Consider the following 19,819-nt stretch of genomic DNA (forward strand, 5'->3'; position numbering starts at 1 on the left):
GGGGCTGTCGTGAACTGCAAAGCCCGGCCCTGGCGCCGGGTTTTTACGTAGCAAGGCCAGCTTTCGGGCGGCAAGAACAAGATGGGCGGTTAGCTCAGCGGTAGAGCACTACCTTGACATGGTAGGGGTCACAGGTTCGAACCCTGTACCGCCCACCACCTGGCTCCCGGCATTGCCGGTGCAGCGGTGGATCACGACGGAAGCCGGCCTTGTGCCGGTTTTTCTCGTTTCAGGCATCGATCACGGTTCCACATGGTCAGCGTTGCACGACCAGGTCTTCGACGCTGATCATCCGCTGCAGCTTCCAGTGACCGTCCACGCGCTCCCAGAGCTGGGCGACGCGAACCGTCGCACCACGCGTGGGCTGGGCAACGCCGGGTTCGTGTTGCAGGGGCTGCTTGGCCAGCCTCAGGACCCGGTCCTGGCGCAGCCGGTAAAGCAGCAGGGAGGGCGAACCGCAATCCTGTCGTACGACGTCCGGCTGCTGGGTTTCGGCACGCAGGATCTGGCTGCGAAGGGCCTCTTCAGTGGGCCCGTTGCCAGCGCCGAACAGGCTGGAGAGCAGCAGCATCAGGGCAAGCATCGGCATGGCACGGTGCTCCAGCGGGAAAGTGCACGCAGGCTGGCATGACATGTGGGGTGCTGCAGCCGGCCTGCGACGAAGGCCGGAATTGAACCGCCAAAGACGGCCGGGGGGCGATGAATCCGGGCCGTGCAGGCGTAGACTCCGGTCTACCGCGCAATCGCGCCGTCACTGCAAGGAGCTGCCGCATGAGTGATCACGTTCCGGTTTCCCGGCCCAATCCCATCATCGAACTGCTGTTCGGCGGCAACATGCTGGAGGGTACCTTCAAGGCGGTGATCTGGGTGGCCCTGCTGGCGGCAGTGCTGGCGTGGACCACGTTCCGCTGAGTCTTCCCGCTGCCTGCGGCAGCGGCGGCGTCGCAGGCCTGCGCTCAGGCGCTGAAGGCCTGGCGCAGGCTGCGCAGCGTGGCCTGGCGATGTTCCTTTGCGGTCGCTTCGCCCATCTCCAGCTCCTGCAGGCGCAATCCCACCAGCGTCATCGACAACGCGTAGCCGCGTGCCGCATCGGCAGCACGCGAAAGGCCCAGTGCGCGGCGCGTCAGCGCGTTCACGTGTTCCAGGTCGGGCAGCAGCCCCAGGTAGACGCGCTCGGCGCTGTCCAGGTCGGGGGCACGCAGGATCGCGTGCGCTTCAGCAGCAGGGGAGACGGAGGCCATGGGGGGTCCTTGTCCGTTGCGGGCGCTCGATCAGAACGAGCGCATCAGGGAAACGAAGGCCGACGTCTGCGTACCGCGACGGGCCATCGGGCTGTCCTTTACTGCATCGCCGAACCACTGGTTGGCGACGACGCCGGTCGCGCGCCACTTCGTGCCCAAGGGCGTGCTGACTGCGATCTGCAGGCTCGGTGATGTCGCGCTGCCCGGGTTGTAGGCGGCAAGTCCCGAGCGCAGCGCTTCTTCGTCGGTGATGCCGTAGTAGTAGTCGAGCAGGCGCGCACTGGAGTGCACCACGCCGACCTTGGGCACCCAGGTGAAGCGACCGGCCTGGATCGGATAGCTGTAGTGCAGGCGCGACTCCATGCCACCTCCGTGCCCGGTGACCTCGCGCATCACGCTGGCCTCGACGATGCCCCAGTCGGCGCTGTACTCACCGTTGATGCCGGCCATGGCCGACATCTGCCGGCTGTGCAGGCGACGTAGTTGAGGATCGTTCACGTCGTCGGTCTTGAAGCGCAGCGTGTAGGGCGTGACGGCCGCCGACAGGCGCAGGCCCTCGCGCTTGTACAGGTACATGCCCAGCGAGCCCGGGCTGGCGAAGAAGCGCTCGCCCTGCCAGGCAATGGACGGTACGACCAGCGGCTTGACGTCGTAGTGGGCGTACGCCCCCGAGGTTGCGCCGGCACTGATACCGGTCTGCACGCCCGGGTTCCGGTCGGCGGCGTGGGTGATCAACGGCAGGCCGATGGCAGCGGAGAACAGCAACGGGCGCAGCAGGGTCGGGGACAGCGACGGCATCGATCAACCACTTTGCGGGGGATGGCTGTGCATGGTGCGGGCACAACATTGTCAGAACATTGCGCCTTCGCAACTGGCACACGAAGACGCCCAAACCTGGCGCCAGGCACTATGATCGGCACCGTTTCCGGTAGCCGAGCCCCTGATGCGCATTCTCCTGGTCGAAGACGATCCCGATCTGTCCCGAGCCCTGCAGTCGGGCCTGGAGCGGCAGGGCGTGGTCGCCGACGTGGTCGGCAGCCTGGCCGAAGCCGCGGTTGCGCTGCGCGAGCCGGTGCATCAGCTGATGCTGCTGGACCGTCAGCTGCCCGATGGCGATGGCGTGGCTTTCGTCGCCACCGTACGCGCGCTGCGCCCGAACCTGGCGGTGATCATGCTGACGGCCAAGGGCAGGTTGTCAGACAAGGTCGAGGGCCTGGATGTCGGTGCCGACGACTACCTGGTGAAGCCGGTGGCGATCGAGGAGCTGATGGCGCGGATCCGTGCTGTCTCGCGGCGGCCCTTTGCCATGGTGACACCGAGCCTGCATCTGGGCCGGCTGGAATTCGACTTCGAATCGCTGCAGGCACAGGTGGAGGGCCAACCGCTGGCGCTGCCGCGGCGCCAGGTGCTGGTACTGCAGGCACTGGCGATGCGCCAGGGGCGCACGGTCACCCGCACGGCACTGGAGGCCGCGGTGTACGGCTTCGACGATGAGATCCAGTCCAATGCGCTCGATGCGCACATTTCCAAGCTGCGCAAGGCGCTGCAGCAGGCCGGGGCGGGCGTTGAAATCCATGTGATCCGGGGCGTCGGCTACCTGCTGGCGGAGGCCTGAGATGGCGCGTCCGACACGTCCGATCCGTTCCATCACGCTGGGGTTGGCCTGGCGGTTGTTCCTGGCGCAGGCCTTCACCGTGCTGTTCGCCGTTGTTGCGCTGATCCTGACCTGGGGCGACAAGGACACCTGGGGCATGGACATGTTCATGGCCGAAGCCGTGGCCAAGGCCGTGCACAGTGAAGGCGGGCGGTTGGTGCTGGACCAGGCGCGTTGGAACAAGCTCGACGCCGAGGCCGGGGGCAACCTCTGGTTCGCGGCGGTCGACGACAAGGGTGTCTGGCTGGAACGCGGTACGATTCCGGCGATCCACGCCCCGCTGCTCGCGCGCCTGCCGACGCTGGGTGCCACCGAACTCGGCTCGCTGGTGCCGCCGTACCTGGACGTGGCGCGGGTCATGATCCGCAAGGAGGACGGGCGGCGCATCACGGTGATGGTGGGTGGGGCGCCGAAGGGCGGGTTGCTGGACGGTGCGCTGATGGTGCTGCGCCTGATCGGGCTGTGGTTTTTCCTGCCGCTGATCGTGATCACGCTGCTGGTCATGCCGACCGTGATCCACCGCGCGATGCGCGGCGTGCGCCGCTCCGCACAACAGGCCAAGGAGCTGGATATCGGCCAGCCGGGGGCGCGTCTGGATGCGCAGCTGGTGTCGACCGAGGTCGCACCGCTGGTGGAAGCCTTCAACGACGCGATCGACAAGGTGCAGCAGGGGTATGCCGCGCGTGACAAGTTCCTTGCCGATGCCGCGCACGAACTGCGGGTGCCGATTGCAGTGGTGCAGGCGCGCCTGTCGCAGTTGCCGCAGGGCGAGCTGAAGTCGCAGCTGCTGACCGACGTGGCGCGGCTCGGTAACGTTGCCGAGCACCTGCTTGACCTGCAGCGACTTGATCGTAATGTCGGCGCACTGCAGCGGCTGGATCTGGCGTTGCTGGTGCGCGAAGCGGCCGCCGATCTGGCGCCGCTGGTGGTGGGGGCCGGTTACGGCTTCGAAGTGGATGCGCCCGAGATGCCAGTGTGGATCCATGGCGACAGCCTGGCGCTGGGGCGGGTGATCGCCAATCTGGTGCACAACGCCATCGTCCACGGCGGCGGACGCGGCACCATCTGCGTGCGCCTGGATGCACGTGGCCTGCTGGAGGTCAGCGACCAGGGCGCCGGCATTCCGGTGGGCGACCGTGAAGCGATCTTCGAGCCGTTCCATCGTCTGCGCGCAGCGGGTAGCGGCAGTGGCCTGGGCCTGCATCTGGTGAAGGAAATCGTGCAGCATCACGGCGGTTCGGTCAGTGTCGGCGAAGCTGCCGGCGGTGGTGCCAGCTTCCGGGTCAACTTCCATCGCGGCACCGTCCGGCGCTGACAGCCACGCGGGGAAATCCCCGATAGGCAACCTGCCACGTCCCTCGGCAGGCTGCCGGAATGGTCCCCGAACGTTCCGCTCCGGCACTGTTTGGCCCCGGCTGCGCCGCCGGCCTGGTGCTGGGCGCGCTGGTCTGCGTGCAGATGCCGGCGCTGCTGCCGTTGTCGCTGAGTGCGCCGATGGCCGTTGCCGGCGTCGCGGGCTGGCTGCTGCGCTGGCGCGGCCGCGCGTGGGCTGCAGTCCTGCTCGGCCTGGCATGGGCAACAGTGCACGGGCAGTGGGCCCTGCACGGCCAGCTTCCACCCGGTGCGCCGCCGCAGGATGTGCAGGTGCGGGGGCGGGTGGCCGATCTTCCACAGAGAGGGGCCGGCTACACACGTTTCGTACTGCACGTGGATGAGACCGATGCGCTGCCAGTGCTGCGTGGCAAGCGCCTGCAGGTCACCTGGAACGACCCGTGGCGCGGATCGCCAGCGCATCAGGCGGAGGGCGGGCGCCACGCGGTTCGTGCGGGATCACATTGGCAGTTGTCGTTGCGCGTGCGCGCGCCACGCTCGCGGATCAATCCTGGCGGCTTCGACGGCGAACGCCATGCATTGCTGCGCGGTATTTCCGGCAATGGCACGGTGCGCGACCCCGGCGCTGCGCGTGAGCGCGCGCCTGCGCAGGGCCTGCCGGCCTGGCGCGAGCGCAGCAGTGACGCCATCGCAACGCAGGTGGCACATCCTGCCGCGCGGTTCGTGCAGGCCCTGGCACTGGGCGACACGCGCGGCCTGTCCGATGCCGACTGGGAGCACCTGCGCGCGCTGGGCCTGACCCATCTGGTCGCCATCTCCGGTTTCCACGTGGGCGTGGTGGCTGGCTTTGGCGTACTGCTGTGCCGCGTGTCGTGGTGGCTGTGCCCGGTGCTGGGACGGTTCTGGCCTCGGCCGCAGGCGGCGGCATGGGGCGCGGCGCTGGCCGCAGCCGTCTATGCCGTGGCCGCCGGCGGCGCGCTTCCAACAGTGCGTGCGGCGCTGATGATCGGGCTGGTGGCACTGGCCCGTGCCGGGCGTCGCCCGGTGGGTGCGGGGCAGGGACTGGCCCTGGCCGCGATGGTGATGCTGCTGCCGGCGCCGCTGTCGGTGCTGTCGGCCGGCTTCTGGCTCAGTTTCGGGGGCGTGCTGTGGCTGCTGTGGTGCCTGCCACGAACCGGGCCGGACGGCGTCGGTGGGGGCCTGCGCGGCTTTCTGGCCGCCCAGGGCGTGGCCAGCCTCGGCCTGTTGCCGCTGTGCGTGGCCCTGTTCGGCGGCACCGCGCGCTTGGGGCCGCTGGTCAATCTGCCGATCATTCCGTGGTGGACCCTGCTGGTGGTGCCGTTGTCGCTGCTGGGTACCGGCCTGCACGCGTTGCATGATGGCGCCGGGCGCTGGGCATGGCGCGCCGCCGCCTGGCTGTTCGAGCTCAGCTGGCAGGCCCTGCAGCCGTTGGCGCTGCACCCGCAGGCGATGTGGTGGTTGGCTGAGGCGCCGCGCTGGGCGGTGCCGGCGGCAGTGGCGGGGGTGTTCTGGTGGCTGCTGCCACGCGGCGCTGGCGGTACCTTGGCAGGCCTGCTGCTGTGCCTGCCGCTTCTGTGGCCCGCCCGGCATGCACCGGCTGAAGGCGAACTGGAGCTGCTGGTGCACGACGTAGGGCAGGGCACCGCGGTGCTGGTGCGTACGGCGCGGCACGCGCTCTGGTACGACGTGGGGCCGCCGACAGGCGGCGACGGCAACGAACGCATTCTGGTCCCGGCCCTGCGCGCGCTCGGACAGGGGCCGCCCCAGCAGGCGATGCTCAGCCATGACCATCTTGATCACACCGGCAGCCTGCCGAGCCTGCGAAGGCAGCTGCCCGGGCTGCAGCTGCTGGCGCCACCGGGCAGTACCATCGCCGGCGCTGCGCCCTGCCAGCAAGGGATGCAGTGGCAGTGGGACGGAGTTGATTTCCAGGTCCTGCACCCGGCACCGGGCAGCCGCCAGGCCGAGAACGAGGACAGCTGCGTGCTGCGCGTCGCCAGCCGTCACGGCGTGGTCCTGCTGCCTGGCGATATCGGCCGCCCGGCCGAGCAGGCGCTGCTGAAGGCATACCCGGCAGCGCTGAAGGCGGATGTGGTGCTGGTGCCGCACCATGGCAGCGGTGGCAGTTCCAGCGCGCCGTGGGTCGAGGCCGTGGCGCCACGGCTGGCGGTGGTCTCGGCCGGGCACCGCAACCGCTTCGGGCACCCCCGCCAGGACGTGGTCCAGCGCTGGCAGGCGCAAGGGGCCGAGGTGCTGGCCACGGCCGATTCCGGGGCGATCCGCATATGGCTTGGCGCACAAGGGCTGCAGCTGCGTGAACAGCGCATCCACGCATCCCGGTGGTGGGATGCCGCTGGGCGGGCGCGGTCGGCTGCTATCCTATCGCCGATCGAACAAGCGGCCGTTGGGCCGGAGGGTTGAAACGTGTGGGAACTGGTCAAGGCCGGTGGCTGGCCGATGGTGCCGCTGCTGCTGTTGGGCGTACTGGCTTTGGCGATCATCCTGGAGCGTTTCTGGTCCCTGCGACGTACTGAAGTGCTGCCGCCCGGCCTCGGCCAGGAAGTGCGCAACTGGGCGGCACGCGGCAAGCTCGACCCGGCCCACCTGCAGACCCTGCGGGCGAACTCGCCGCTGGGCGCGCTGCTGGCCGCCGCGCTGGAAGCACGCAACCGCCCGCGCGACCAGATCCGCGAGCGCATCGAAGACACCGGCCGCCACCTGGTGCACCGCATGGAGCGTTTCCTCAACGCGCTGGGCACCATCGCATCGGCCGGGCCGCTGCTGGGCCTGCTGGGCACGGTGATCGGCATGATCCAGATGTTCCTGGGCATCCTCGACCATGGCGTGGGTGATGTGAACCAGCTGGCCGGTGGTATCGGCAAGGCGCTGGTGTGCACCGCCACCGGCATGATCGTCGCCATTCCAGCACTGATGTTCCACCGCTACTTCAAGGGCCGCATCCACGGTTATGTGGTAGAGATGGAGCAGGAAGCCAGCGCGCTGCTGGATACGCTGGATGGCCGCCCCGGCGTGATGAACCCTGCCGTTGCCACGCGCCCGGCCGGCGCGGCCACGGCGAAGGCCTGATCGATGCGTATCGGCAACGACCGATCCCAGGATGAGCCGCATATCGACCTGGTGCCACTGATCGACGTCATCCTGGTGCTGATCATCTTCTTCGTGGTCACCACCACCTTCGATGCGCGCTCGACACTCCAGGTGGAGCTGCCTACGGCCAGCCAGCAGCCCAGCAATGAGCCGCCGCGCTCGTTGAGCGTGCTGATCAACGCCGAGGGCCGCTACTTCATCAATGACCAGGAAGTGCTGCGCAGCGACGTCGAGTCGGTCAAGCAGACCATCGCGGCCGTTGCCGGCAGCGACCGTACCCAGCCGGTGCTGTTGCGTGCCGATGCCCGCACGCCCTATCAGGCCGTGGTGACCGCGCAGGATGCGCTGGGTCAGCTCGGTTTCCGCCGTATTGCCATTGCAACAGCACCCGAGGTGCGTCCATGAGTTCCAAACACGCGCCGGTGTGGCCGATCTACAAACGTCTGCTGGGATACACCCGTGCCTACTGGGGCATGATGGTCGCCGCCGTCATCGCCATGGCGGTGGAGTCGGTAGCCGGCTACCACTTCACCAAGCTGATGGAGCCGCTGGTCAACCGTGGCTTCGTCAATCCCGAACCGAAAATGGCGGTGATCCTGCCGCTGACCATCCTTGGCCTGTTCCTGATGCGCAGCGCCGCCACCTGGGTGAGCGACTACGCGCTGGCCAAGACCGGTCGCAGCGTGGTGCGCGACCTGCGTGAACAGGTGCTGGCCAAGTACCTGCACCTGCCGTCCTCGCATTTCGATACCGAATCGACGCCGGTGATGGTCAGCCGCCTCAACTTCGATACCGAGCAGGTCACCCAGGCCAGCGCCGATGCGCTCAAGACCGTGGTTGCCGACACCCTGACCATCATCGCCATGCTGGCGGTGATGCTGCAGATGAGCGTCAAGGTGACCGTGGCCATGCTGGTGGTGGTGCCGATGATCGGCGTGATCGTGTCTTACGTGGGCAAGCGCTACCGGCGCATCAGCCGCGGTATCCAGGACGGCATGGGCACGATGGCGCAGACCGCCGAGCAGTCACTGGCGGCCCAGCAGGAAGTGAAGGTGCACGGCACCCAGCAGCATGAGATGTCGCGCTACTCGCGCCTGGCCAACCGCATGCTGGCGCTGAACATGAAGGTGGAAATCACCCGTGCCGGTGCCTCCAGCGTGGTCCAGTTCCTGGCCGCGCTGGCGCTGGCGGTGATCGTCTGGGTGTCGACCCGTGAAGCACTGGCAGGGCGCCTCAATGCCGGCCAGTTCATGGGCCTGATGATCTCGATGACGGCGATCATCCCGTCGCTGCGCCGCCTGACCAGCGTGCAGTCCTCGATCTCCCGCGGTGTGTCCGCCGCCGAGCGCCTGTTCGACATCCTCGACATGCCGGTCGAGCGCGACGAAGGCCGCAACACGGTGCAGCGCGTGCGTGGCGAACTGGCCTTCGAGCACGTCATGCTGCGTTACCGCGAAGACAGTGGCATCGCCCTGGACGACATCAGCTTCGTGGCCAAGCCGGGTACGGTCACCGCCATCGTTGGTCGATCCGGCAGCGGCAAGACCAGCCTGATCCGGCTGGTGCCGCGCTTCTACGAACCCAGCGGCGGGCGTATCACCCTCGACGGGGTGGCACTGGACGACTATCCGCTGGCCGACCTGCGTCGCCAGGTGGCGATGGTCGGGCAGAAGGTCATGTTGTTCGACGACACCATCGGCGCCAACATCGCCTATGGCATGGACGCGACGGATGAACAGATCCGAGCGGCAGCTGAAGCCGCGAATGCCTGGGAGTTCATCGCACGCATGCCGCAGCAGCTGCAGACCCCGGTGGGCGAGAACGGCGCGCTGCTGTCCGGTGGCCAGCGCCAGCGCCTGGCGATCGCCCGTGCGATCCTGCGCGACGCGCCGATCCTGATCCTCGATGAAGCCACCGCAGCGCTGGACAACGAATCGGAGCGCCTGGTGCAGGACGCGCTGCAGCGATTGATGCCCGAGCGCACCACGCTGGTCATCGCGCATCGCCTGTCGACCATCGAGCATGCAGACCAGGTGCTGGTGATGGACCACGGTCGCATCGTCGAGCGCGGTACCCACAAAGAGCTGCTCACCATGGGTGGCCTGTACCAGCATCTGCACAGCATGCAGTTCCGCGAAAGGCAGGACTGATGGCCGGCAAGGGTACCCAGACCCCGCCGTACTGGTACGACGGCACCCCGGTTCCGTGGGCGATGCGCCTGCTGGCGCCGCTGTATGCCGGCGTCACCGCGCTGCGCCGGCGCGCCTATCGGCGTGGCTGGCGCAAGCGCTACACGCTGCCGGTGCCGGTCATCGTGGTTGGCAACATCACCGCCGGTGGAACTGGCAAGACGCCGCTGACCATCGCGCTGGTGGAGCGCCTGCGTGCCGCCGGTTGGAAGCCGGGCGTGGCCAGTCGTGGCTACGGCCGCGAAGATGCCGACAAGCCGCTGTGGGTCAAGGCCGATACGCCGACCGCCAAGGGTGGCGACGAGCCGGTGCTGATTGCCTGGAAGACCGGCGTGCCGGTGCGCGTGGACAGTGATCGTGTTGCAGCTGGCAAGGCGCTGATCGAGGCCGGCTGCGACGTGATCGTCTGCGACGACGGCCTGCAGCACTACCGGCTGGCACGCGACATCGAGATCGAGGTGGTCGATGCGCAGCGCCGCTACGGCAATGGCCGGATGATTCCGGCCGGGCCACTGCGCGAACCGGTCAGCCGTGCCAGCGAATGCGACTTCCGTGTAGTGAATCTGGGTCAGGCCGACGAAGAGACCGCGACGCAGGCCTGTGGCTTCGGCCAATGGCCGATGGCCCTGCACATCGACAGCGCGCAGCCACTGGCCGGTGGCCGTGCGCGCCCGCTGGCGTACTTCAAGGGCCAGCGCGTGCACGCCGTGGCCGGTATCGCGCATCCGCAGCGCTTCTTCGACATGCTGCGCGCGCGTGGCATCGGTGTCGTGCCGCACGCCTTCGCTGACCATCAGGCCTATCAGCCGCAGGACCTGTCCTTTGGCAGCCAGCTGCCGGTGCTGATGACTGAAAAGGACGCGGTGAAATGCCGCGCGTTCGGCAATGACTGGCACTACGCGGTTCCGCTGCGCGCCGAGCTGCCTGCCGCATTCTGGGTGGCGCTGACCGACCGCCTGGACAAGCTGCGACCGAACTGAGTGGCGCGGCGGCGCTTGCATTCATGCGCCGCCGGCCGCATTCCCGTTGTAACGAGCCTGCCGAGTACCGCCCCATGACCGAATTCGTCGTCGCCATCCCGGCCCGCTATGCCGCCTCGCGGCTGCCGGGCAAGCCGCTGCGCCCGCTGGGCGGTGAGCCGCTGGTGCTGCACGTGGCGCGTCGCGCGCTGCAGGCCGGTGCCGGCGAGGTCTGGGTCGCCACCGACGATCAACGCATTGCCGACTCACTGTCCGGCCTGGCCGAAGTGAAGGTGGCGATGACCGCCACCTCGCATGCCTCCGGTACCGACCGCCTGGCCGAGTGCGCGCGCATCGCCGGCTGGGCCGATGACACTGTCGTGGTCAACCTGCAGGGCGACGAGCCGTTCGCGCCGGCGGCGGGTATCCGCGCGGTGGCCCAGGCACTGGTTGAAGGCAATGCGCCGATGTCGACCCTCGCCACGACCGTCGAAGACGCGCATACCCTGTTCGACCCGAACGTGGTGAAGCTGGTGCGCAACGTGCGCAACGAGGCGATGTACTTCAGCCGCGCCCCGATCGCCTGGCACCGCGATGGCTTTGCACGCAGCCGTGACGCGCTGCCGGCCGGTCACAATTGGCTGCGCCACATCGGCATCTACGGCTATCGCGCCGGTTTCCTGCAGCAGTTCGCGGCGATGCCGCCGGGCCAGCTGGAGCAGGTCGAGTCGCTGGAGCAGCTGCGCGTGCTGGAAGCCGGCTATCCGATCAGCGTGGCGATCTCGCCGGAACCGTTCCCGCCCGGCATCGACACCCCTGAGGACCTGGAGCGCGCCGAAGCGCTGCTGCAGGCAATGGCTGCACGATGAAGCTGCTGGTCGTCTGCCTCGGCAATATCTGCCGTTCGCCGATGGCCGAAGGTGCGCTGCGCGCCCGCCTGGACGCCTCGCCGCTGGCTGGTCGGGTGCAGGTCGATTCGGCCGGCACCGGCGACTGGCATGTGGGCGAGCCACCGGACCGGCGAGCGATCGCCTGCGCGGCCGGGCATGGCGTGGACATCGGCGGCCTGCGCGCGCGCCAGCTGCAGGTCGCGGATTTCGACCGTTTTGACTGGATCCTGTGTGCCGATGAGGCCAATCTGCGCGATGCGGGTCGCCTGGCCACACCCGCCCAGCGCGAACGCCTGGCGCTGTACCTGCCGTGGTCCGGCGGGCAGGGCAGGGGTGCGATCCCGGACCCGTACACCGGCGGCAGTGAGCATTTCGAACAGGTCTGGACATTGGTCGACGATGCTGCAAAACGTGCCGTGGCACGACTGTTGCATGACGCCGACTCCGGCATAATCGGGCCATGAACGTCCAGCCCGTCCCGGACCTGCCCGAGTTCGCCACCTGGCTCAACGCCACCCCCTGCACCCTGACCGAACTGCGCGGTCGGCCGGTGGCGCTGTTGTTTGTCAACGCCGCCTCCGCCTGGAGCGCGCAACGCCTGGCCGAGTTCGGCCAATGGCTGTCGCGCCACCCCGGCAAGCTGCAGCCGCTGGTGCTGCAGGTGCCGCGCTTCGATTTCGAACGCGACGCCGGTGCCGCACTGAAGCTGCTGCGTCGCCAGGGGCTGACGATGCCGGTCCTGCTCGATGCCGACTGGGATGGCTGGCGCCGCTTCGGCATCACCGCCTGGCCGACACTGGTGCTGCTGGATGCGCAGGGGCGCGAGCAACAACGGTTGGTCGGGCAGGGCGCCCCCGGCGAACTGGAGCGAGCCTTGAACGCGCTGTGCGAGGGCGCGCCATCGGCGCCGCCGCGCGGTGGCAGCGAGCTGCATCCGGAGCCGCGCCACGCGCTGCGCTTCCCGCTGGGCCTGGCGGTCAGCACCGAACGCCTGTACATCGCCGACAGCGGCCATCACCGCATCCTCGAATGCAGCCACGGTGGCCGCATCCTGCGCCAGTTCGGGCTGGGCACCGCCGATTTCATGGACGGCAACCTCGCCGAAGCCGCGTTCCACCGCCCGCAGGCGCTGGTGCTGGAGCGCGATTCGCTGTACGTCGCCGACACCGGCAACCACGCGGTGCGCCGCATCAACCTGCTGACCGGGATCGTCGATACCCTGTGCGGCAACGGCCGTCCCGGTGCACCGATGGAAGGCCCGGTCGCGCAGGCGCGGCAGGTTGCGCTGGACCATCCTGTCGGCCTGGCCATTGCCGACAACCAGCTGCACATCGCCATGGCCGGCGACAACCGCATCTGGAGCTACCACCTGGGCCAGCGCAGCCTGCAATGGCGCGCGGGCAGTGGTTCCATCGACGAGCGTGATGGCAGCGGGCATCTGGCCGCCTTCGCCCAACCCACTGCGCTGGCCGTGGTGCAGCAGGTGCTGTACGTGGCTGATGCCTTGGGATCTTCAGTGCGTGCACTGCAGCTGCGTGGCGACCTGGTGCAGACCCTGGTCGGGCAGGGGCCGTGGCGCTTCGGCAGCGAAGACGGTCCGCGTTCGGACGCCAGCCTGCAGTTCCCACAGGCGATCGCGCTCAGCCCGGATGCGCCGCTGTTGTGGATTGCCGATACCGGCAACGGCCGCCTGCGCACGCTGCGCCTGGGCGGTGGCGAACTGACCACCCAGCCGTTGCCACGACGCCTGCATGGCCCGGCGGGGTTGGCGGTAGGCGCCGGTGCGGTGTGGATCGCCGAGACCGACGCCCATGCCGTGCTGCGATTCGACCCGGACAGCGGCGTGCTCAGCGAAGTCCCGATCAGCGAATGACAGACGTTCCCGCCCCGGCCTTCGACGGCAAGGCCTTCGCGGCCCAGCTCAGTACCGCCCCTGGCGTGTACCGCATGTACGCCGCCGACGACACGTTGCTGTACGTGGGCAAGGCGCGCGCGCTGCGCAACCGTGTCGGCAGCTATTTCAACGGCAGCCCGAAGAACGCGCGGATCATGTCGATGATCTCGCAGATCACGCGCATGGACGTGACCGTGACGCGCTCGGAAGCCGAGGCGTTGCTGCTGGAAAACCAGCTGATCAAATCACTGTCGCCGCGTTACAACGTCTCGTTGCGCGACGACAAGACCTATCCGCACGTGCTGCTGACCCGAGAGGACTGGCCGCGCATCGCGCTGCATCGCGGTCCGCGCGCCATTCCCGGCCGCTACTTCGGGCCGTATCCAGGCGTCACCGCAGTGCGCGAAACGCTGAACCTGATGCACAAGCTGTTCAAGCTGCGCAGCTGCGAGGACAGCGTGTTCCGCAACCGCTCGCGGCCGTGCCTGCAGTACCAGATCGGTCGCTGCAGCGCGCCCTGCGTGGAGCTGGTGCCGGCGCCGGACTACGCCGAATCGGTGCGTCGCGCCGCACTATTTCTGGAAGGCAAGAGCGACGAGCTGACCCGCGAACTGGGCGAGCAGATGCAGGCCGCCAGCGAGGCACTGGAGTTCGAGCAGGCCGCGCGCCTGCGCGACCTGATCTCCTCGCTGCGCAGCATGCAGACCCGCCAGTACGTGGATGGCCGTGCCGCGGATCTGGACGTGCTGGCGGTGGCCATGCAGGGTTCGCAGGCCTGCGTGCTGCTGCTGGCTTTCCGCGATGGCCGCAACCTCGGCACCCGCCCGTTCTTCCCGCGGACCAATGGCGAGGAGAGCCCGGAGGAAGTGCTGGCCGCGTTCGTCTCGCAGTACTACATCGAATTCGAGCCGCCGCGCGAGATCCTGTTGGACCGCGAGATTCCCGATGCCGACCTGCTGGTCGCCGCGCTGTCGGCCTCGGCCGAGCGCAAGGTACAGCTGAAGTGGAACGTGCGCGGCGAGCGCGCCGGCTATGTGGAACTGGCCAGCCGCAACGCGCAGCTGACCCTGGCGACCGAACTCAACAGCCGCAACGCGCAGCACGCGCGCAGCGACGCGCTGCGCGACATGCTGGGCCTGGCCGAGCCGGTCAAGCGTGTTGAATGTTTCGATATCAGCCATACCATGGGTGAGGCCACCGTGGCCTCATGCGTGGTGTTCGACGCCGCCGGTCCGGTGCGCGCGCAGTACCGCCGCTTCAACATCAGCGGCATCGAGCCGGGCGACGACTACGCCGCCATGCGCCAGGCCATCGACCGCCGCTTCCGCCGTGCAGTGGAAGAGCAGGGCGTGCTGCCGGACGTGCTGCTGATCGACGGCGGCGCCGGCCAGTTGGCCCAGGCCCAGGCCGCGCTGGCCGACCTGGGCGTGGAAGGCGTGTTGCTGGTGGGCGTGGCCAAGGGCGTGGAACGCCGCGCCGGCCACGAAGCGCTGGTGATGCCCGATGGCCGCGAGCTGCGCCCGGGCGCGGCCAATCCGGCGCTGCAGTTCATCCAGCAGGTGCGCGATGAGGCGCACCGCTTCGCCATCACCGGCCACCGCGGCCGCCGCCAGAAGGCGCGGATGACCAGCAAGCTGGAGGACATCCCTGGTATCGGGCCGCGCCGCCGCGCCAGCCTGCTCAAGCATTTCGGCGGCCTGGTGGGCCTGAAAGCCGCTGGTGAAGCGGAAATCGCCAAGGTGGAAGGCATCAGTGACGCCCTCGCGGCACGTATCTACGCTAACCTGCACGGGTTGGCCACGCCTGATGCGGCCGAGTAGAGAGAGAAGCACGCAAGCATGAAGTTGACCCTGCCCACCTGGCTGACGTTGTTGCGGATCGTGATGATCCCGGTGCTGGTGCTGGTGTTCTACCTGCCCTACACCTGGACCAACTTCGCTTCGGCGGCGATCTTCGGCCTGGCCGCGATCACCGACTGGCTCGATGGCTGGATCGCACGCCGCTACCAGCTGGAATCGGCCTTCGGCGCCTTCCTCGACCCGGTCGCGGACAAGCTGATGGTGGCGGTGGCGCTGTTCCTGATCGTGCAGGGTCACCCGACGCCGTGGATGGCGTTCTGGGCGGCAGTCATCGTCGGCCGTGAAATTGCGGTATCGGCGCTGCGCGAATGGATGGCCGAGCTGGGCCAGCGCGCCAAGGTGCGCGTGGCGATGATCGGCAAGGTCAAGACCACCGCGCAGATGGTCGCGCTGCTCTGCCTGCTGTATTCGGTGGCACCGAACGTGCCGGTGGAAGACATCTGGATGGGCTGGCCGGTGTTCCACATCGGCGACTGGACCCTGGCGATCGCCGCGGTGCTGACCCTGTGGTCGGGCCTGCAGTACCTGCACGCCGCCTGGCCGAGCCTGCGCGATGACGAGCGCGCTGCGCGCGAGCGTGCACGGCAGAAGAAGCTGGGCAACTGAGCCCCGGGGTCGGATCCCTTTCCGCAGGAAAGGGCTCTGACCCCATCGATGCGCCTATCCACGCATGGCGTGGATCTACTCGACGCGCTGGACGGATCTACGGTGATGCCCCATACACGCATGGCGTGGATCTACTGGAAATGCCGCATCCACGGATGATGCGGATCCATCGGTTTGCGGGGATGCCATAGTAGATCCACGCCATGCGTGGATACGCAATGCAAGGTGCCTCGCAGACCCTGAAAAAGCGCTTGACGCCATCCTTGGAATAGGTAAAATTTCGCCTCCCAAGCGGGAATAGCTCAGTTGGTAGAGCGCAACCTTGCCAAGGTTGAGGTCGCGAGTTCGAGTCTCGTTTCCCGCTCCAGATTCAAGAAAAACGCTCCCGAAAGGGGGCGTTTTTCGTTTGCGTCCAACGCGCTTCATTGCCACTTCACCGTCGCCCCATCGCCCCGCCACATGAAGGTTGGATGCTGCATCCTTCGTTCCAAGGGTGACGCCGCGATGCCTCATCAATCCTCCGCCTACGACCACGACGTGGTCATCGTCGGCGCCAGTTTCGCCGGTACCGCCTGCGCGTTGGCTGCCGCCCAGTATGGCTTGCGCGTCTGCGTGCTCGAACGCAAGGCCGACCCCGGCGAACGCCTGCACACCACCGGCATCGTGGTGAAGGAAGCGATGGAGCAGACCTGGCTGGGGCGCATGCCCGAACATCTGGTGCAACGCGTTGCCAATGTGCGCCTGTATGCACCGAACCTGCGCAGCGTGTTGTTGGCCGCGCCGGGCTATTACTTCCTCACCACCGATACGCCGAACCTGATGCGCTGGCTGGCCAGCGAGCTGCGCGCGAATGGCGTCGACCTTCGCCTGCAGCAGTCCTTCACCGACGCCCATCGCAGTGGTGACGGCTGGCAGGTGGAAGGGGCAGGGTGCTGCGCCTACCTGGTCGGTGCCGATGGCGCACGTTCGCGCGTGGCCCGGCGCACTGGCCTAGGCCAGGTGCGCGACAATCTCTACGGCGTCGAACGTGAGTTCGCCGGCCTGCAATTGCCGCAGGGTGACGCACTCCATTGCTTCGTCAGCAAGCGCTTTGCACCGGGCTACATCGGCTGGGTCGCGCAGAATCCAACCGGCCTGCAGGTGGGATTGGCGCTGCGCCATGACCCGAATCAGGTACGCCCGCCTGATATTGATGGCTTCCTTGAGCACGTGCGCGATGTGGTCGGCATTCCGCCTTCGGCGCGTCCCTCGGCCACCCGCGCAGGGCTGGTGCCCTGCGGCCGGCCGGATGGGCCGTTCACCGGCCAACGCGTGATCCTGACCGGCGACGCGGCGGGCATCGTCTCGCCGCTCTCCGCCGGGGGCGTCCACTCCTCGTGGCGGCACGGCTGGGCGGTCGGCGAGGCGATTGCCCGCCATCTGCGTGGGCAAGGGCCGGAAACGGAACGGGTGGCGCGGCAGGTGGCGCCGGCATTCCATGGCAAGCGCCTGCTGCGCTGGGCGATGGATCATCTGCAGGCCGACTGGCCGTTCGATGCGCTGCTGCATACGGCGGCCACGCGGCGCATCGCTGAGCAGGTCTACTTCCATCGCCGTGGCCTACGCACGTGATGCGCAATTCGATGGCTATCTAATTCCATGATTCTGTATTTATTTAAGTAAATACGCATATAAGCCACAAAATTAGGGAATTAAATTCATTGAACAGGGGTGGTGCCGATCCTATAATTTGGGTGACAACTGGCATGGGAAGAGGGTGGTGAGCGCTATGTTGGATTTGGGCTTCAGCAAGCCCGGCGAGGTCGTCAAGCGACTCTGCGAGCGCTTGCGCACACAGCGCATGGCGTTGGGCATGACACAGTCGGATCTGGCCGGGCGTGCCGGCATTGGGACCAACACCGTGTCCAACCTGGAGGCCGGGCGCAATGTTGGCTTCGAGGCGGTGGTCCGCGTGGCGATGGTCCTTGGTCGGATCAACGAGCTCGAAGGCCTGTTCCAGCCAAAGCTGGACAGCATCGAAGACATTCGGCGCTACGAAGAGGCCGCGAATCGCCTCCGGACGAAGAGGAAGCCCCGCAATGCCTGAGCAAGTGAATGTCTTCTACGAGGGGTGGGGAGAGCGATGGCTCTGGGGAACGCTGGTCTCCACCACCGCCCTGACCGGTCGCCCGCTGATCGCGTTCGAGTACAGCAACGAGGCCAGGCAAAGGGGGCTGGAGCTGTCTTCGTACAAGCTGCCGCTGGCCGGCCCTCCGTTGCGGCGGGATTTTCCGGACCATCAACTGCAACTGCCCGGGCCCGTGTATGACGCCTTGCCAGACGGCTGGGGCATGCTGCTGATGGACCGCATGTTCAGGCGCCGAAGGATCAGCACAGCACGCATCGGCCCGCTCCAGCGTTTGGCCTGCATCGGTGGCAACGCGATGGGGGCCATGACGTTTGAACCTGTGGCACCCGAGGGCGAGGCGCCGCAGGTCCACGTCCCGCTGGAGCAGCTTGCCGCCGAAGTGCAGGAGGTGCTCCGGGGAGAAGGTGGCGAATTTCTGCAGACCTTGCTGCTGGTGGGCGGCTCACCCCAAGGTGCAAGGCCCAAGGCACTTGTCTATCGCGATCCGCAGTTCGGTGGGTTCACCACGGCCGCCGAGCCAGGGTTCGAAGCCTGGCTGGTCAAGTTCCCGGCCAGAGAAGAGCATGCCGAGGTGTGCGCCATCGAAATGGTCTACGCCGAGTGCTTGCGCAGGTGCGGCATCGAGACCCCGGACACGCAGTACTTCAGCCTGCCCAATGGGCTGGCCGCGTTCGCCAGCAAGCGCTTTGATCGCCACGATGGGTTGCGTGTACCCATGCAGAGTCTTGCCGCATTCACGGGCGCCAACTACCAGACGGCGGGGTCCTTGGACTATGTCAACTTCCTGCGCGCGACCCAGCTGTGTACCAATGACGTGCGGCAAATGGCCGTGGCCTTCGAGCGTGCGGTCTTCAACGTCGCCTTCAACAACCGGGACGACCATCCGAAGAATTTTGCCTACATCATGTCGCCGGATGGGCAATGGCGCTTGGCCCCGGCCTACGACGTGACCTTCTGCGAAGGACCCAACGGATATCACCAGATGGACGTCATGGGGGAGGCACTGGCGATTTCCCGTGCTGACATGCTTCGGCTTGCCGAGGAAGCAGAAGTGCAGCAGGGTGACGCCAGTCTGGCGATTGACAGCATCTGCGAGGTGGCCAGCCAATTCACCGAAATCGCCAACGGCATGTATTCAAGCGTTATTGCTCAAGACACCCTGAGCATGATCCAAGGGCGTATCAACGAGAACGTGGCTCTGCTGCGGCAAGTCCGGCCTGGCCTGCGGACCTGAGGCCCGGGCGCAGGGGCCTGAACGCCGCCCCACAATGCACGCGAAAATTCCTGTTGACGCCGTGCAGCAATATCGACACAATAGCGCTCCTTCGACGCAGGTCGAACGGAATCTGCGGGAATAGCTCAGTTGGTAGAGCGCAACCTTGCCAAGGTTGAGGTCGCGAGTTCGAGTCTCGTTTCCCGCTCCAGATTCAAGAAAAACGCTCCCGCAAGGGGGCGTTTTTCGTTTGTCACACCGGTTGCACCACCGCCGCGCTAGCGTGCCTTGCCGGGCAGGGCGCTGCACCAGGTCCGGGCATCCTGCCGGTGGAAACCGGGGCAGCGGTTGTCCTGAGGGATGTAGACGTAGGGAGCGTCATCTTCGTAGGTGAAGTGGTAGTAATAGGTCCGGTCCTTCCCGTACAACCAGTAGTTCGACGAGCCCTGGTTGATGGCATACGGCTCGAACGTGAAGATCGAGGATTCGGCGGGAATGAAGTTGCTGCGCTCCATCAGTAGCAGCGTGGCGTTCGAGACCAGTGGGGTGGTCAGGACGAGCACGATCACGCCGACAGTTGCTGTCGTGATCGAGCCAATCAGCAGCCAGCGGCGGGGGCGTTTCACGGTCGGGCAGCATCGAAGCAAGACAATGCCGCAATGTGCAATACGCTGTGAAAGTCGTCCAGTGTTCCGTGCCGGGAACGCATTGAAAGCGTAGTGAAA

At 67.2% G+C, this 19,819-nt stretch carries 20 protein-coding genes and 3 tRNA genes; 19 read left to right on the forward strand and 4 right to left on the reverse strand.

All coding sequences use genetic code 11. From position 1 onward, the window contains the following. The first annotated feature begins 83 nt into the window (after nucleotides 1–83). A tRNA-Val gene (locus ACZK3J_RS07745) sits at nucleotides 84–158 on the forward strand. Between the two features lie 98 nt (nucleotides 159–256). Here the strand turns inward: ACZK3J_RS07745 and ACZK3J_RS07750 are convergent. Continuing rightward, nucleotides 257–589, reverse strand: a complete 333-nt coding sequence (locus tag ACZK3J_RS07750; protein WP_197655536.1) for a hypothetical protein — start codon at nucleotides 587–589, stop codon at nucleotides 257–259. 182 nt (nucleotides 590–771) lie between these two features. Between ACZK3J_RS07750 and ACZK3J_RS07755 the strand changes: the two genes are divergently transcribed. After that, nucleotides 772–912 (forward strand): hypothetical protein, encoded by a 141-nt coding sequence (locus ACZK3J_RS07755; protein ID WP_165929929.1) that lies wholly within the window; start codon nucleotides 772–774, stop codon nucleotides 910–912. Nucleotides 913–956: 44 nt separating this feature from the next. Here ACZK3J_RS07755 and ACZK3J_RS07760 read toward each other — a convergent pair whose 3' ends face one another. Further along, nucleotides 957–1,241 (reverse strand): hypothetical protein, encoded by a 285-nt coding sequence (locus tag ACZK3J_RS07760; protein ID WP_032128898.1) that lies wholly within the window; start codon nucleotides 1,239–1,241, stop codon nucleotides 957–959. A 30-nt stretch (nucleotides 1,242–1,271) separates the two neighbouring features. Then, complete coding sequence (locus ACZK3J_RS07765) at nucleotides 1,272–2,039, reverse strand: MipA/OmpV family protein (protein WP_049399926.1); 768 nt, start codon at nucleotides 2,037–2,039, stop codon at nucleotides 1,272–1,274. Nucleotides 2,040–2,184: 145 nt separating this feature from the next. Here ACZK3J_RS07765 and ACZK3J_RS07770 point away from each other — a divergent pair, with 145 nt between their 5' ends. The 17 genes from ACZK3J_RS07770 (at nucleotide 2,185) to ACZK3J_RS07850 (ending at nucleotide 19,305) form a co-directional block, all read left to right on the forward strand. Then, nucleotides 2,185–2,856 carry a response regulator transcription factor gene (locus tag ACZK3J_RS07770; RefSeq protein ID WP_478476723.1) on the forward strand — a complete coding sequence of 224 codons (672 nt, stop codon included), beginning with the start codon at nucleotides 2,185–2,187 and terminating at the stop codon, nucleotides 2,854–2,856. Nucleotide 2,857: 1 nt separating this feature from the next. Then, nucleotides 2,858–4,210 (forward strand): sensor histidine kinase, encoded by a 1,353-nt coding sequence (locus ACZK3J_RS07775; RefSeq protein ID WP_049399928.1) that lies wholly within the window; start codon nucleotides 2,858–2,860, stop codon nucleotides 4,208–4,210. A 59-nt stretch (nucleotides 4,211–4,269) separates the two neighbouring features. Continuing rightward, a complete protein-coding gene (locus ACZK3J_RS07780; protein WP_414578350.1) occupies nucleotides 4,270–6,669 on the forward strand; it encodes a DNA internalization-related competence protein ComEC/Rec2 in 2,400 nt (799 codons plus the stop codon). 3 nt (nucleotides 6,670–6,672) lie between these two features. Further along, nucleotides 6,673–7,335, forward strand: coding sequence for a MotA/TolQ/ExbB proton channel family protein (locus ACZK3J_RS07785; RefSeq protein ID WP_277779025.1), 663 nt, complete (start codon nucleotides 6,673–6,675; stop codon nucleotides 7,333–7,335). 3 nt (nucleotides 7,336–7,338) lie between these two features. Then, the gene (locus tag ACZK3J_RS07790) at nucleotides 7,339–7,761 is read left to right on the forward strand and encodes an ExbD/TolR family protein (protein ID WP_032128903.1); all 423 of its coding nucleotides are present in this window, start codon (nucleotides 7,339–7,341) and stop codon (nucleotides 7,759–7,761) included. Beyond that, nucleotides 7,758–9,506 carry a lipid A export permease/ATP-binding protein MsbA gene (gene msbA, locus ACZK3J_RS07795; RefSeq protein WP_032128904.1) on the forward strand — a complete coding sequence of 583 codons (1,749 nt, stop codon included), beginning with the start codon at nucleotides 7,758–7,760 and terminating at the stop codon, nucleotides 9,504–9,506. The genes ACZK3J_RS07790 and msbA overlap by 4 nt, the downstream gene beginning before the upstream one ends. Beyond that, nucleotides 9,506–10,525, forward strand: a complete 1,020-nt coding sequence (gene lpxK, locus ACZK3J_RS07800) for a tetraacyldisaccharide 4'-kinase (protein WP_478476724.1) — start codon at nucleotides 9,506–9,508, stop codon at nucleotides 10,523–10,525. Before msbA ends, lpxK begins: the two co-directional genes overlap by 1 nt. 74 nt (nucleotides 10,526–10,599) lie before the next feature. Next, on the forward strand, nucleotides 10,600–11,373 hold the full coding sequence (kdsB, locus tag ACZK3J_RS07805) for a 3-deoxy-manno-octulosonate cytidylyltransferase (protein ID WP_478476726.1): 774 nt from the start codon (nucleotides 10,600–10,602) through the stop codon (nucleotides 11,371–11,373). Then, nucleotides 11,370–11,858 (forward strand): low molecular weight protein-tyrosine-phosphatase, encoded by a 489-nt coding sequence (locus tag ACZK3J_RS07810; RefSeq protein ID WP_032128907.1) that lies wholly within the window; start codon nucleotides 11,370–11,372, stop codon nucleotides 11,856–11,858. The genes kdsB and ACZK3J_RS07810 overlap by 4 nt, the downstream gene beginning before the upstream one ends. Continuing rightward, nucleotides 11,855–13,267, forward strand: coding sequence for a hypothetical protein (locus ACZK3J_RS07815; protein ID WP_164079901.1), 1,413 nt, complete (start codon nucleotides 11,855–11,857; stop codon nucleotides 13,265–13,267). The genes ACZK3J_RS07810 and ACZK3J_RS07815 overlap by 4 nt, the downstream gene beginning before the upstream one ends. Further along, nucleotides 13,264–15,108, forward strand: a complete 1,845-nt coding sequence (gene uvrC / locus ACZK3J_RS07820; protein ID WP_049462671.1) for an excinuclease ABC subunit UvrC — start codon at nucleotides 13,264–13,266, stop codon at nucleotides 15,106–15,108. The genes ACZK3J_RS07815 and uvrC overlap by 4 nt, the downstream gene beginning before the upstream one ends. Nucleotides 15,109–15,126: 18 nt before the next feature. Further along, nucleotides 15,127–15,753 carry a CDP-diacylglycerol--glycerol-3-phosphate 3-phosphatidyltransferase gene (gene pgsA, locus ACZK3J_RS07825; RefSeq protein ID WP_012510614.1) on the forward strand — a complete coding sequence of 209 codons (627 nt, stop codon included), beginning with the start codon at nucleotides 15,127–15,129 and terminating at the stop codon, nucleotides 15,751–15,753. A 291-nt stretch (nucleotides 15,754–16,044) separates the two neighbouring features. Then, nucleotides 16,045–16,120: transfer RNA gene (locus tag ACZK3J_RS07830), tRNA-Gly, on the forward strand. Nucleotides 16,121–16,257: 137 nt separating this feature from the next. After that, a complete protein-coding gene (locus ACZK3J_RS07835; protein ID WP_049463690.1) occupies nucleotides 16,258–17,364 on the forward strand; it encodes an NAD(P)/FAD-dependent oxidoreductase in 1,107 nt (368 codons plus the stop codon). Between the two features lie 157 nt (nucleotides 17,365–17,521). Next, nucleotides 17,522–17,839: a helix-turn-helix domain-containing protein gene (locus tag ACZK3J_RS07840; RefSeq protein ID WP_134950605.1), complete on the forward strand. Its 318-nt coding sequence runs from the start codon at nucleotides 17,522–17,524 to the stop codon at nucleotides 17,837–17,839. After that, nucleotides 17,832–19,115, forward strand: a complete 1,284-nt coding sequence (locus ACZK3J_RS07845; protein ID WP_049399936.1) for a type II toxin-antitoxin system HipA family toxin — start codon at nucleotides 17,832–17,834, stop codon at nucleotides 19,113–19,115. Before ACZK3J_RS07840 ends, ACZK3J_RS07845 begins: the two co-directional genes overlap by 8 nt. 114 nt (nucleotides 19,116–19,229) lie before the next feature. Continuing rightward, nucleotides 19,230–19,305: transfer RNA gene (locus tag ACZK3J_RS07850), tRNA-Gly, on the forward strand. 67 nt (nucleotides 19,306–19,372) lie between these two features. Here the strand turns inward: ACZK3J_RS07850 and ACZK3J_RS07855 are convergent. Then, nucleotides 19,373–19,720, reverse strand: a complete 348-nt coding sequence (locus tag ACZK3J_RS07855; protein WP_050509834.1) for a hypothetical protein — start codon at nucleotides 19,718–19,720, stop codon at nucleotides 19,373–19,375. Nucleotides 19,721–19,819: the final 99 nt, after the last annotated feature.

This window comes from Stenotrophomonas sp. 86428_Sma (assembly GCF_056481585.1).